The 13,055-nt window shown below is 59.1% G+C and carries 14 protein-coding genes and 1 pseudogene; 7 read left to right on the forward strand and 8 right to left on the reverse strand.

All coding sequences use genetic code 11. The features are described 5' to 3' along the window. Positions 1–34 precede the first annotated feature (34 nt). Positions 35–511 carry a GNAT family N-acetyltransferase gene (locus AC1DTN_RS27700; RefSeq protein ID WP_477923469.1) on the reverse strand — a complete coding sequence of 159 codons (477 nt, stop codon included), beginning with the start codon at positions 509–511 and terminating at the stop codon, positions 35–37. Positions 512–724: 213 nt separating this feature from the next. On the opposite strand from AC1DTN_RS27700, the pseudogene AC1DTN_RS27705 reads away from it, so the two are divergent. The 3 genes and pseudogenes from AC1DTN_RS27705 to AC1DTN_RS27715 all read left to right on the forward strand — a co-directional run bounded on the left by AC1DTN_RS27705 (position 725) and on the right by AC1DTN_RS27715 (position 4,289). Next, positions 725–1,838, forward strand: a pseudogene (locus tag AC1DTN_RS27705) (IS110 family RNA-guided transposase). A 444-nt stretch (positions 1,839–2,282) separates the two neighbouring features. Further along, positions 2,283–3,878 (forward strand): serine hydrolase domain-containing protein, encoded by a 1,596-nt coding sequence (locus AC1DTN_RS27710; protein WP_477923470.1) that lies wholly within the window; start codon positions 2,283–2,285, stop codon positions 3,876–3,878. Positions 3,879–3,935: 57 nt separating this feature from the next. Next, positions 3,936–4,289 (forward strand): hypothetical protein, encoded by a 354-nt coding sequence (locus tag AC1DTN_RS27715; RefSeq protein WP_477923471.1) that lies wholly within the window; start codon positions 3,936–3,938, stop codon positions 4,287–4,289. Between the two features lie 62 nt (positions 4,290–4,351). Here AC1DTN_RS27715 and AC1DTN_RS27720 read toward each other — a convergent pair whose 3' ends face one another. Continuing rightward, on the reverse strand, positions 4,352–4,906 hold the full coding sequence (locus AC1DTN_RS27720) for an NUDIX hydrolase (protein WP_477923473.1): 555 nt from the start codon (positions 4,904–4,906) through the stop codon (positions 4,352–4,354). 147 nt (positions 4,907–5,053) lie between these two features. Here AC1DTN_RS27720 and AC1DTN_RS27725 point away from each other — a divergent pair, with 147 nt between their 5' ends. Further along, positions 5,054–5,818: an alpha/beta hydrolase family protein gene (locus AC1DTN_RS27725; RefSeq protein ID WP_477923474.1), complete on the forward strand. Its 765-nt coding sequence runs from the start codon at positions 5,054–5,056 to the stop codon at positions 5,816–5,818. Between the two features lie 194 nt (positions 5,819–6,012). Here AC1DTN_RS27725 and AC1DTN_RS27730 read toward each other — a convergent pair whose 3' ends face one another. Together AC1DTN_RS27730 and AC1DTN_RS27735 are read right to left on the reverse strand one after the other, a co-directional pair. After that, a complete protein-coding gene (locus AC1DTN_RS27730) occupies positions 6,013–6,462 on the reverse strand; it encodes a DUF4168 domain-containing protein (protein WP_477923553.1) in 450 nt (149 codons plus the stop codon). Positions 6,463–6,762: 300 nt separating this feature from the next. Beyond that, on the reverse strand, positions 6,763–7,911 hold the full coding sequence (locus AC1DTN_RS27735; protein WP_477923475.1) for a helix-turn-helix domain-containing protein: 1,149 nt from the start codon (positions 7,909–7,911) through the stop codon (positions 6,763–6,765). A 667-nt stretch (positions 7,912–8,578) separates the two neighbouring features. On the opposite strand from AC1DTN_RS27735, the gene AC1DTN_RS27740 reads away from it, so the two are divergent. After that, on the forward strand, positions 8,579–8,779 hold the full coding sequence (locus AC1DTN_RS27740; RefSeq protein WP_113323520.1) for a hypothetical protein: 201 nt from the start codon (positions 8,579–8,581) through the stop codon (positions 8,777–8,779). Between the two features lie 156 nt (positions 8,780–8,935). Here the strand turns inward: AC1DTN_RS27740 and AC1DTN_RS27745 are convergent, their stop codons facing one another. Next, entirely contained in the window at positions 8,936–9,412 is a 477-nt protein-coding gene (locus AC1DTN_RS27745; RefSeq protein WP_477923554.1) for an Lrp/AsnC family transcriptional regulator, read from the reverse strand. A 103-nt stretch (positions 9,413–9,515) separates the two neighbouring features. Between AC1DTN_RS27745 and AC1DTN_RS27750 the strand changes: the two genes are divergently transcribed. Then, the gene (locus AC1DTN_RS27750) at positions 9,516–10,049 is read left to right on the forward strand and encodes an RBBP9/YdeN family alpha/beta hydrolase (protein ID WP_477923477.1); all 534 of its coding nucleotides are present in this window, start codon (positions 9,516–9,518) and stop codon (positions 10,047–10,049) included. A gap of 61 nt (positions 10,050–10,110) precedes the next feature. On the opposite strand, the gene AC1DTN_RS27755 is transcribed toward AC1DTN_RS27750, so the two are convergent. Beyond that, the gene (locus tag AC1DTN_RS27755) at positions 10,111–11,082 is read right to left on the reverse strand and encodes a quinone oxidoreductase family protein (protein WP_477923478.1); all 972 of its coding nucleotides are present in this window, start codon (positions 11,080–11,082) and stop codon (positions 10,111–10,113) included. 82 nt (positions 11,083–11,164) lie between these two features. Here AC1DTN_RS27755 and AC1DTN_RS27760 point away from each other — a divergent pair, with 82 nt between their 5' ends. Continuing rightward, the gene (locus AC1DTN_RS27760; protein WP_477923480.1) at positions 11,165–12,025 is read left to right on the forward strand and encodes a LysR family transcriptional regulator; all 861 of its coding nucleotides are present in this window, start codon (positions 11,165–11,167) and stop codon (positions 12,023–12,025) included. Positions 12,026–12,104: 79 nt separating this feature from the next. Here the strand turns inward: AC1DTN_RS27760 and AC1DTN_RS27765 are convergent, their stop codons facing one another. Next, on the reverse strand, positions 12,105–12,410 hold the full coding sequence (locus tag AC1DTN_RS27765; RefSeq protein WP_477923482.1) for an MliC family protein: 306 nt from the start codon (positions 12,408–12,410) through the stop codon (positions 12,105–12,107). A 64-nt stretch (positions 12,411–12,474) separates the two neighbouring features. Beyond that, the gene (locus AC1DTN_RS27770; protein ID WP_477923483.1) at positions 12,475–12,939 is read right to left on the reverse strand and encodes a GNAT family N-acetyltransferase; all 465 of its coding nucleotides are present in this window, start codon (positions 12,937–12,939) and stop codon (positions 12,475–12,477) included. Positions 12,940–13,055 lie beyond the last annotated feature (116 nt).

Genomic DNA, 13,055 nt, shown 5'->3' on the forward strand with positions numbered 1-13,055 from the left:
GTTGCCGGTGCATGCGCTGGCTTGCGAGGCGGGATCAGTCCGGAAACTCTTCCCAGACTTCGGCATAGGCCTTGAAGCCGATGCGCTCGTAGGTGGCTTTGGCTTTAGGATGATCCCAGGTGTCGGTGTGGAGCCACACGCGGTCAGGTCGATGGTTCCATATCGCTCGCAGCGACCAATCCAACAGATAAGGTCCGAGACGACGGCCCTGGACATCGGGAACGAGGCCAAAATGCTTCAGCTCCACATCCTTTTCGCCCACGCCCACGAATTCGCAGAGCCCGACCGATTGTCCGTCGTGTCGCAAAATGTAGAGCGCTGTGGAACGGGTGCGCAGAAACGCCAGAAGCCCTTCCCTTGTCATCCTGAGACGCTCGTCCCATTGCAGGGGCATCCCTATGGATTGATAGAGGCTGAGATAGTCGTCCGCATCAGGACGCTCCTCCGCGATGCCGGCGGCCGCAAGCGGAGACGACAATGCACCGCCCTGCGGGGGCGCAAGCTGTTCCATATATGTGACGAGAAGACGGACCATGGATGCGGGGACTCAACAACTGCCGATCGATAGCAGACCCGGTTCATGAAATCGATGTCTCACATGGCCTGCGGAGAAGAAGCGTAAGTCCGTATGTCCTTCTTCGTGGCTGAGGTGGCTCGCCCTACACTGGTCTTCCGAGGGTTGCTCGGACAGGCCGAGCCGATCCTCATCACAGGAGGACGAGCCGTGGCAGATTATAGAGAAGCTTTTGTTGGAATCGATGTTGCCAAGCTGAGGAATGCGATTGCGATTGCTGAATCTGGCCGGAACGGAGAGATCCGTTATGTCGGCGAGGTTGAGGCATCGGATGCCAGCATGCGCCGCATTATCCAGCGTATAGCCGCAAAGTTTGATCAGGTGCATTTCTGCTACGAGGCTGGCCCCACCGGTTACGGCCTCCACCGGCTCATCAAGTCGCTGGGCCATGACTGCATGGTGGTCGCTCCGTCGCTGATCCCGAGAAAGCCTGGTGATCGCGTCAAGACGAACCGTCGAGACGCGCTTGCTCGCCCGGCTATTGAGGGCCGGCGAGCTCACGGCGGTCTGGGTTCCCGACGAGGGTCACGAAGCTATGCGAGATCTCGTTCGCGCCCGCTCTGCCGCTGTCGAGACGTTGCGGGTTCATCGGCAACAGGTAAGTGCCTTCATGCTCAAGCACGGGCGCGTCTATCCGCGCAAGAAAGGCTGGACGATGCGGTATCTGCACTGGCTGCAAGAGCAGTGGTTCGATCATCCGGCACATCAGATAGCACTGCAAGAAATGGTCGAGGCAGTTCGCATCTCGAAGGAGCGTGTCGAACGATTGGAGAAAGTGATTGAGGAATTCGTTCCGGACTGGTCTCTCGGCCCGGTTGTTCGAGCGCTGCAAACGCTGCGCGGGGTCGATCTGATTGTCGCCGTCACCTTTGCCACGGAAGTCGGTGACGTGACCCGCTTTGAAAGCCCACGCCAATTGATGGGCTATCTCGGTCTCGTTCCTGGCGAGCGATCCACGGGGGAGACCGTAAGACGAGGCGCGATAACGAAGGCTGGCAATGGACGAGTTCGGCACATGCTTGTTGAGAGTGCCTGGACGTACCGGCATCCACCTAAGCTGGGCGTGAGGAAGCTTTATCTCCTGCGAGAAGCGCCTCCGGCAGTCAGAGAGACCGCGTGGAAAGCTCAGAGCAGATTGACAGCTCGATATCGCTTGCTCGCAGCACGGGGAAAACGAACGACGGTAGTTTGCACCGCAATTGCTCGTGAACTGGCTGGCTTCATGTGGGCTGTTGCAAGGGAGGCGCAGGCGAACAGGACATAGGTCACCGCAGCCAACTTACACCTCGCGCATGGGCGGAGGCGGGACAACGGCAGGGGAACATCCGTCAGCCGCTTTGTGGCCGGTACCGACCGACGCCCGTAGTAAGATAGGAATAGCCCCGGACGCATTATCGGGAATGCGGTATCCAATCCGCGCATCAGAGCTTGATCACCGACGTCCTTGAGTTCCGCCTCCACCCATACGCGATCATCATGCCCGGACGTTCTGTGGAGCGTGGGATTCCTCGTGGCCAAAACATTGACAAAGGACATCAGAGCGGTGTCGCAATCACATCGCTATGTACGATCGTCCATTGCAAGGATCGAATTGACCCTCCATAGTTGCGTTTAGTGCGAAGATGGATAGTGATGCTTCGACAAACTTACGATCGAAAGATTCAGCTCTCCGCTTCCTTGCCATATGAAAATGATTTGGGAGAGACGGATGACGGAAGCCGAACGCGTCGATCAACTATTCGAGGCCTGGAACAATCAAGATTCGCCCGGCTGCGCGGTCGCGGTCATACGCGATGGGGATGTTGTCTATAAGCGCGGCTTCGGCATGGCCAATCTGGCCTATGGCATCGCGATCGGGCCGTCCACTGTCTTCCATTCGGCATCCGTCTCCAAACAGTTCACGGCATTTGCAATCCTGCTGCTGTCATCAGAAGGAAAATTGTCGCTCGATGATGCCGTGCGGAAATACGTGCCCGACCTACCTGATTTCGGCGCGCCGATCACGCTGCGACATCTGCTCCACCATACCAGCGGCATCCGCGATCATTGGGAATTGCTGGCCCTTGCAGGCTGGCGTTACTCCAAGGACCTGATCACCGACGACGACATCCTCGCCGTCGTCTCCCGCCAGCAAGACCTGAATTTCCAGCCGGGCGACGAACATCTCTATTGCAACACGGGTTATGCCTTGCTCGCACAAGTCGTGAAGGCGGTCAGCGGCCAGTCCCTGCGTGCCTTTACCTCGGCCCGGATTTTCGAACCCCTCGGCATGCGCAATACGTTCTTTCGCGACAACTATGCCGAGGTCGTCAAGAATGTCGCCGACGGTTATGTGAAGACGGAGTTCGGGGTGGAGATCTCGAACACCAATTTCGACACTGTGGGCGCGACCAGCCTGCTGACGACAGTCGAAGATCTCGCGCTTTGGGACGAAAATTTCTACCATGGGCGCGTGGGAGGGCCGGATGTCATCGCAGAGATGCCCAAACGCGGCCAGCTGAACGATGGCAGTGAAATCGGCTATGCCTCGGGCCTCGGCATCGGTACCTATCGCGGCATAACGATCGTCGAACATACCGGCGGCGATGCCGGCTTCCGCTCCGATATCATCCGTTTTCCCGAGCAGCATTTCTCCGTGGCGATCCTCGCCAACTTCGGGTCGATCGTACCCAGCGATCTCGTCCGACGGGTCGCCGATATCTATCTCGCGGATGTGTTACAGCCGGTATCAACGCCTGTGCCGAACCCGTTTCCGCAACCCGACGCGAATGCATTGGAACTGCTGACTGGCTATTACGCCGAGCCGCGACTAGCCGGCCGCGTTGCCCGTCTCGCGCCGCATGATGGAAAGTTGCTGGTAGGCTATGACATCGAGTATGGCAGCTATGCCCTTGAAGCAGTCGATGATCGTCGTTTCCGTTTCAGCGATTTCCCCAACTATGAGATCGAGTTGGAGCAACAGAAAGGTGAGCCCGCAACCGAGCTGACGTCCTATCTCGACGGCAAGCGCGGATATCAATACCGGCGATTGCCGGCATATACGCCTTCGCCAACAGAGCTTGTCGATTTGGCCGGCTCCTATCGTCCGGTCGAAAACGACATGCCCTATGAGGTTAATGTCAGGGAGACGGGCCTGGTGTTCAAATCAGTGAAGTCCCGAGAAATCACGCTGACGGCCGTCGCTCCGGACCATTTTCTCGGTGATGGCGACCGTTTCACCTTCACCCGCGACGGAGACGGCCGGGTGAACGGCCTGCTGATGAACAGCGGTCGCGTCCGCCATTTCCGCTTCGACCGGCTTTGATCTGCTCGCTTGTGACACACAACGTAAGCAGCGTGCCGCTCGCACCTTGACTGAGATTTGCTGCTCGATATCGAAGGCTTTAGCGTTGGAGCAGGCCAGCAACAACACGCCAAGACGGTTATTGCGTTTGGCAGAGGTTGCGCCAATCATGAAATCATAAACCCGACCATCTTCGGAGGTGGAGCCCCAGCCGGAATTCCGACGCTTTGGCTGCGCGGCAGTCATGACCAGTACTATCGAATAAGGCACTGCCGGGGAAATTTTGAAAAGTTTCTGTCGGCGGGCGGACAGGGGAAATTCGTTGCTGCCGCCGCGGGCCATGCCTTGCTGTTCAAGCCGGCATTGTGGAAGAACTGTCTCGATCATTACATCGATAGTGTTGCTAAGGGGATCACTCCGCAAAGCTTCTGACATCAACGACGATAGCAAGACCTATTCTCCGGCCTTGTCATGTCGCACCGGCGTGTCGGCTACTATCCCAACCGTCCGGCAACCCGCAGCGCCAGAAGGATGGACGACACGTGAAGAGCCTGCCCGATCAAGCCGGCCTGCAGCCCATCCAGCACCTCCGCAATGGGAAGGGCATGAACGGTCAGGCCCTCCTCGCCCGCATCGAGGCGTTGCTGATATTTTTGCTCGGCGCCGGTTGCGAGATAGGTGTGAAGACGGTTCGTGTGAGAGGCCGGATTCGGGTAAAGCGTGCTGATCAATTGCCAGTTCTGGGCAATGTAGCCGGTTTCCTCCTCCAGTTCGCGACGGGCTGCCTTTTCACTATCCGCGTCCCGCTCGTCGAGGCCGCCTCCCGGTATTTCCAGGAAGAACCTGCCTGCCGCATGTCGATATTGGCGGACGAGCAAGAGGCGATCGTCCGGGGTGATCGCAACGATATTGATCCAGTCGGGATAGGACATCACGTAATAGGGAGAGATCGACACTCCACCTGAAGTCAGGCAATCGTCGGCCCGCAAATTCAGCCACCGATCCTGCAGGATCGTCCTGGATTCAACCACCTTCCAGCCATCGTCCATTCGAAAATTCTCCCGTTTCGAACTCTCCGATTCCGAAGACTAGTTCAATGCACGCCCGTCGGCCATGGCACATGCCTTGCGAAATTCATTGCAGTTTTCGAATGGCTTGTGGGAGTTTGCATCAGCGGAAATCGGGCGCGAATCCAGATGGCGACAGCTCTCACCAGGCTTGAGAAATATTTCATACCCTCCGGCGAGCCCGATGCCCGACTGGAAATTGTTGCGGCCAGGCCCCGGCACGAAGGACCATATCCGACCATCGTCTTCAACCATGGCTCCACCGGGCGCGGCCACAACAAGTCCTTCTATACGAGAACCGCGAGCCCGGCTGTCGTGGCAAACCATTTCGTCGAACGGGGCTGGATGATCCTCTTTCTGCAACGCCGGGGTAGAGGCAAATCAGGCGGAGACTATGGCGAGGGACTTGCTCCTGATGGTTCCGGCTATTCCTGCAATGTCGACATTGCGATTGCGGGCTTCGAGCGGGCCGTCGAGGATGTGGATGCTGTCGTGCGCCATCTGCGCGAGCGGCCTGATGTGGAGCAGAGCCGGCTTGTCATCGCGGGCGTCTCGCGCGGCGGTATCCTGTCGATCGCCTATGCGGGCATGCGTCCGGCTATCTTCCGAGGTGCTGTCAATTTCAACGGCGGCTGGCTCGGCCGAGGTTGCGCCAACCATGAAATCGTCAACCCGGCCATCTTCGAACGCGGAGCAGCAGCCGGGATTTCGACGCTCTGGCTGCACGGCACGCATGACCAGTACTATCGGATTGAGCACTGCCGGGGAAATTTCGAAAGGTTCCGCTCGGCGGGCGGACAGGGGAAGTTCATTGCGGCGGCCGCGGGCCATGCCCTGATGTACAAGCCGGCATTGTGGTCGAACCATCTCGATCACTACCTGGATAGTCTGTAACCGCTGTTCTTAGGCCGCCAAGCAGGGATGTAGCTCCTCCCTTTGTTGACGCGATGTACCAAAGGCGCAAAGCGATACTCAGCGGCGATCGGGGGGGAGCCAGGCCAGGATGGCGCTGACCTTGCCCCAGTGATCGAGGTGTACGCCTCGACGTAATCCTCTGCGATTTAAGGATTATGCAGAAGCGCGCAGCCCTATTGCTGCTGCTGCGCCGGCGGCGGGGTGCCGATCTTTTCCAGAACCTTCTTGGCGAGAGCCGGGTCGCTCTGTGCTGCCGTCAGAATCGACGAGTATTCCTCGACAGAGATGCCGTTAGAGGCTTCGACGGTGTCGACCATCTGCTTTTTGGCTTCATCCTGCAGCTTTTGCTTCGCAGCCTCGTCCTTCGTCGCGCCGATTTTGGCCGAATATTCCTGCCTGACCTTGTCGACCTGCTGATAGGCAACGGCAAAGGCCTCGATTTTCTGATCGCTGACAGGGGCGGCTGCACCATTGTCTCCGGTCTGCCCCTGCATCGGCGCCTGGCCCTGCGCCGGCGGCTGCTGTTGCGCCTGGGCCAGATCCACGGCGGATGCCGGGCTGAGAGCAAGCAGGCTGAAGACCGCAGCGGTCATCGTTGCGACGGGTATGTAACGAGTGATCATAGTCATTCCTTTTCACGTGCATGATTTGATCGGCAGCAGGACCGCCTCGGTCGATCGCTCAGCCGCTTGAGGCCGGCGAGGTCGCAACGATGGACCGTTAAGAGGGCACGGTGCGGCGGTGGCGGGGCAATTTGCTGACGATTGAGCGGCAGCTTTGTGACCATCGACATGCCGGCTCGGCGCGGATAAATCCGGTGCTAGTTGACGAGGCTGGCGTTCTTGGAGGTCTCCCGCCGGGAAGTTGCATCCGGAGGTGGATCTCAGACTTGGCTGAGCCAAGGCCTCCACCATGACATCGGATCAGCCTGCAAGCGTCAGCCAATCGCCGATCGTTGTCCCGTGATGCCGTGTGGAACGCGCAGCCGGAACAGCCGGGCGCTCGGTTGCCACGGTTCTTCGGATTTCACGCGGGCTCAATCCGAATTCGTGGCTGAAAGCGCGCGTAAAATTGGCAGCGACGACGAAACCGGCGGCCTCCGCGATCTCGGAGATTGGCCTGTTATCGGCCGGGTTGCTCAGATCCGCATAGGCCTGCAGCAGTCGCCGCTTGCGGATATAATTCAGCACTCCCCCGCTCGCTTCGAACAGCTGGTAGAGCCGCGTGCGCGAGATGCCCAGGGCGCGGCAGATGGAGTCGGGCGTCACATTGTCTGATTGCAGGTTGAGGTGAATGTAGCGATGCGCCCGCTCCATCATTCCCATACTGCCTTGGACTTGACCCGTATCCGACCTTATGGATGAGGCAGCACTTGCAACGACCATGTCGGCGATTGTTTGTATGATCCGCGGCACCTCCCCAGCCGTCAGGTTGCCCAGCTTCGTTTCCAGACCGGCGATATAGCTGACGAGCAATTCAGCCAGGCTACCGGACAGAAGCGTATTGTTGGCACCCTGGAGAAGGCTTGCATCCACGGCCAGCAATTCATAGGGCAGGAAGACAAGCACGGCGACGCAATCGGTCATCCGCCCGCGATAGGGATAGCTGAGAGATCTGAAAAATACCTGGCCGGCACCGGTTTCCGTAACGTGACGGCTGACCTCGGTCCAGATCCGGCCGCTGCGAAGCAGGCCGACGTTCCAATGGTCTATCGGGCTCGAACGGAGCATGGATTGATCGCGAATATAGCCATGCGCCTGTGTGTGCTGCTGGACGATGAGCACGCTGCCGAGATGCCAGCCGATCTGTTCGGCAAGAAACCCGTCGTCGGGTGATTTTCCATCCGGCAGATGGACATCCACGAGCGGCGCCATATGCGCACGCCAGGCCTGGAACTGGTCTTTCGCCGGCAAATCCCTCGTCGAGAAACGCAGGGGCACCAGCGCAGGCGCGACATCCTGAAGTCGCTCCTTCTCCATGGCCGGCTCGCGCGGCCAGCGCCGCCGCTCCAGATGGGCCGGCCATGCCTGCCCCGCAGCGGGGTCATCTCCAGATCCAGAACCCGTAGCCATCCAATCCCTCCAGCGTGCCAATCGATCCGACCGGGCCGTTGAAATTGAGAGTGAACAATCGTTTTTGCGACAAAATCGCCGCCAGAAACCGCCCTAGCCGGGAATCGGCAAGCAGCCACCTCCATAAGTTGTTTATCATAATCCCTTTGGATCAGAAATGTACGCAACGATAATTTTCAGGACGCGCGGATAACGACAATTGCGTCCCATGGCTGTATTTAAATAAGCACGGTTAATTCCCGAATGAGAACGGAATAGACCAGAATACTTCACCTGCCAGCGCCCCATAGAGACGGAGCAATTCCAGGTGAAACGACAAGAACTCAAGAAAAAACACGAGAGTACGAGAAGGTAGTCGTGAACTACCCGGGAAATATTCGTGCGCTTTCTGCATAAGCTTCGGCCCATTGCAGAGACTCTTCGTCACACAACCTGCAGCCGCCAAAAAGAATACTTATAACCGGCTACGGAGGCTTCCTTGATCACTCAACTGGGGGGATTGAGGCGATCGTTAGCAAGGCCAAGTGGGACGAAGCGAGGGGTTGCGCGCAAATTCAGGCGCCATTGAGTCGATGCGTATGAGCCTGATGCTGACGCGCAACCCCATTCTATCGAACCTGGAGAATTCTGATGCGAACTGCCCTCTTATGGGCAAACGGAGGCTAAGATGATCACGACGGAAGACCAGAACCACATCGAATTGAAACAGACTTCGAACTGCAGAAGGGACGTCGAAATCGCAATGATGGGAATGCTCACCAATCTGCAGAAACACGGATGGTCAGCAGCGGAATTGGCACTGGCRCTTGCGGATGCCTCCGAAGAGCTCGTCATGCTGATCGCCAGCAAAACGGTGAGATCGAATTAGGCTGTCGTGACGAATTCGTCATGTAAGACAGATCTAACGGCGAGTTTGTCGTATCGCGTTGCGATACGACGCCGCTGTTTGAGCCTGGCAACAAAGCTCTCGTCGCGCCATCGCTGTCGCTTCAGCCACGGCACCTCTATCGCGATTACCGCGAAATCAGCTCTTCATCATGAGCTCGCGCCCGATACGTTTGGTGGGCTCGCTGCGTAAAACGATCGCAGTGTTGACCGAGCCGTAGCGGGCAACGGCATCGACGATGCTTTCCAGCTCCGCCGGCGACGGCACGATGACTTTCAGGTGAAAACAGTCTTCTCCCGTCAGCCTGAGAACCTCAATGACTTCAGGCATTTCCGAAAATTGCTTCAAGCAAGTCTTGATATATTCGTGCGTGGTGCGCAGGCGGATGATCGCCATCATTCCAAGCCCGACCGAAGCAGGGTCGATGACAGCCCTGTAGCCGCTGATGATGCCGCGTTCTTCAAGCCGCTTCAGGCGTTCCGACGCTGCCGGCTGCGAGAGGCCTACCCTTCTTCCAAGTTCGGAAACGCTGATGCGCCCGTCGCCTTGCAAGGTTTCGATCATGGCAATGTCGGTTGGATCGAGCTCGGCACGACTATCGAAATGTCTCACCATTGACTTTGAATCCATCGGTTTGCGGCGAACTTCTCCGATGAATGCCAATTTATCCTCTCTGAGTAAACGGTCATGTTGGCGCGGTAACCACGAGAGGCGAGACATGACCGAAATCATCCATCTGCCGGGTATCGGCAATTCCGGCGAGTTCCATTGGCAAAGCCGTTGGGAGAGCGCCGATCCCTCCATCCGTCGTTTCGATCCTGCGAACTGGGACGAGCCAGATCTTTCCGACTGGATCGCGGCGCTGGAGCAGGCCGTGCATGCCGCGCGGACGCCACCCGTTCTCGTGGCTCATAGCCTCGCCTGCCTGCTCGTCGCACATTGGCATCAGGTTTCTGATCTGCCGATCAAGGGGGCAATGCTGGTCGCCGTGCCGGATCCGGCGTCTCCGGCTTTTCCCTCAGAGGCTATAAGCTTCGCAGAGGTACCCCGGAAACGGTTTCGATTTCCGTCTCTCATCGTGGCAAGCACCGATGATCCCTATGGTTCGTTGCCCTATGTCGAGACACGGGCTGGGCAATGGGGAAGCGAATTGAAGGTGATCGGTGCGGCTGGCCACATCAACGGCCAAAGCGAACTCGGCGATTGGCCGGAAGGCCTGGCGCTCCTGAGAAACTTCGCAAGCCGCCTGTAACCCGCGTCGCCTCTAGAGAGGAATGAGGTGGCGACGCCCGCCACCCAACCCTCGGCAAGCATCACGGCAGGAGCAATATGCTGCCGGCCGACCGCCCGGTTTCCATCTCCTCATGCGCCTTCGCAACCTCCGCCAAGCCGTATTCGGCAGCGATCTCGCAGACGATGCCCCGCTCCATCGCGGCGATCGCAGCCTCTGCGGCCTCGCGGTATCGGCCGACATCGGCGCACCAGGCCATGATGCTCGGATGCGAGAGCGACTTGCCGGGCCGAAGTTCTTCCACGGCAACGGGCGGGATGGGGCCGGCGGCCTGGCCGATGGTGATGGCGGTTCCGAAGGGGCGCACGGCGCGGATGCTCTTCAACAGCATGTCGCCGCCGATCCCGTCATAGGCGACATCGACGCCGTTTCCGCCCGTCAGCCGCTTCACCTCGGCGACGATATCGGCCCCTCGCCCGATGATCAGGTGATCGGCGCCATAGGAGGTGGCAAGGGCCGCCTTTTCGGGCGAACTGACCGTGCCGATGACGGTGGCTTCGAGCGATTTCGCCCAGCGTACGAGAATGCTGCCGAGCCCGCCGGCGGCGGCATGGATCAGCACGGTACTGCCCTGCCCGACATTGGTGACTTTCCTCAGGAGCATATAGGCCGTCATGCCCTTGAGCAGCGAGCTGGCTGCCACCTTGGCCGATACCGCATCGGGAAGCGCAATCACCCTTTCGGCCGCAATGATGCGGGTCGAGGCATAGGCGCCGGCTGGCGGGCCGCCATAGGCGACGCGGTCACCCGGTTTGAAGCCGGAGACATCGGCGCCGATCTCTTCGACCACGCCTGCGGCCTCCACGCCGATGACGGCGGGATAGGATGGCAGCGCATAGAGCCCCTTGCGGTGATAGATATCGAGGAAATTGGTGCCGACCGCCTGATGGCGGATCTTGACCTCGCCGGCACCGGGGGACTTTGACGGCTGATCCTGCAGCCGGAACTGGGTGACGTCGCCGGGGGCATTCAGCAGGATGATCTGGTCGGGCATCGGTCGTTTTCCTCTTAGGAGCAACTTGATGCAAGCAAACTAGCCGATAGCCCTATGTGTGAAAATTCCCTATTGTTGCACAATGATTGGGAAGGAATTCACACAAATAGACTGGGACGACCTGAGGCATTTCCTGGCGCTGGCGCAGGCAGGAACCTTTCTCGGCGCAGCCAGACAGATCGGCGTCGAGCACGCGACGATCAGCCGGCGTGTCGCCGCTCTTGAGAAAGGCCTTGGCCGCAAGCTCGTCGACCGCCGCGGGCGCCGCGTCATCCTGACTGGCGATGGCGAGCAGATTGCCAGGCACGCCGCCCTCGTCGCCCAGCAGATGGCAGCCATCGAACAGCTCGGCCGGGCAAGCGCCACGGAGACGCGCGGCCATGTGAGGATCAGCGCCCCGCCAGCGCTCTCGAGCGTGCTCCTCGCAAAGCCCGTCGCCGCCATCAGGCGGGAGCATCCGGGCGTCGAGATCACGCTTGTGGGCGAAAAGCGCCTTGCCTCGCTGAACCGCCGGGAGGCGGATATAGCTGTGCGCATGTCGCGGCCGGAAGACGGCGATTATGCCATCACCAAGGTCGGGCAGATGGCCTTCCATCTCTATGCATCCAAGGCCTATCTCGAAACCGTGCCGGAGGCGCAATGGACCTTCATCGGCTATGACGAGGGCATGAATGCCTCGCCGCAGCAATTGCGCCTCTTCGAACTCGCCGCCGGCCGGCCGATCGCGATCCGTTCATCGGTTCTGGAATTTCAGGCCGCCGCCGCAAGGCTCGGCGGCGGTGTCGTCCTGCTGCCGGATTTCGCGGTTTCGGGCACGGATGGTTTGCAGCGGATCGAGGATGAAGATCCTCTGACGCGTGAAGTGTGGCTGGTGGTCCACGCGGAGATCAAGGATGTGCCGGCCGTCCGTGTGGTCATGGAGGCGCTGAAGAGCGCCTTTTGAGATGCGGCGGGCCGGATGCAGGCCTCTCCAACTCTCAATCGAGCGGCAATACCACGACCGGTTTGCCCATCACATCGGATCACTGCACGTGGCAGCTGGTCGACCTTCCAGGCGCTTCCAGCTGCGCATCGTTGCCCTTGATCCAGAACAGAACGGTCCCATCGGTATAGCGCGCGCCGGAGCCGGACATGCCCTGCGGCAGGCGGAAGCTCTGCCCGCCGGTGGTCAGCAACACCGCGTTCGGTGCAGTCACGAAGCTTGCGGTGGCACCCTTGCCGTCATCGCAGCGATAGATGACGTCCGCCTTGTCCTCGGCAAAGGCAGGCGCAAGGCTCATCAAAAGCACGATACCCGACAATCCAAACACACCACTCTTCATCCTCATGCCTGTCTCCCTCGGTTGGAAAGTGTGGGACGTTAGCAGCAGATGATGACCGCATGAGCGGTCGTCAACGCAGGACGTTATACGGCCGACGCACATACCGTTGGCGGACTACTTCACCCTCTTTCCAGATGTCCCCTGGAATGAAGCCGCAGCAATCATACAGCCGCCTGGCGGCACCCGCTCCCGGACTACCTGCGACGAAGGTATCCACATGAATAGTAGACTCGGGAGGTGTGCTTGAAATGGCAGCCTCGACAAGTAACTTGCCAATGCCGAGCCGCTGAAAGTTGGAAGAGACCGCGAGCCAGCGGATGGCATACTCCGTACCGCTGCCGCCTATGATAACGCCTCCTAAAAAGCAGCCATCTCCAGCATCGGTTCTTGCGCAGTAGGCCTGTCGCTGCGCGATCTTCCGGATAAGAACATTATCGAAACCGGGCATGGGACCGAACAACGGCACCACTTCGTCAGCCAGCCGAAGCCAAGGTGCTACATCATCATGTTGTGCCAAGCTGATCCGAACTTGCATCCACCGCCTCGCCATGTCCTGAACCAAATTTCCATAGCAGGCAGATGTTGGCTTGTCCGCTTCGGGCGCAACAGCAGACTTCAGCCGTGTGTTCGCTCCGAGTAATTACACGGCAT

Source organism: Rhizobium sp. 01T444 (assembly GCF_056398305.1).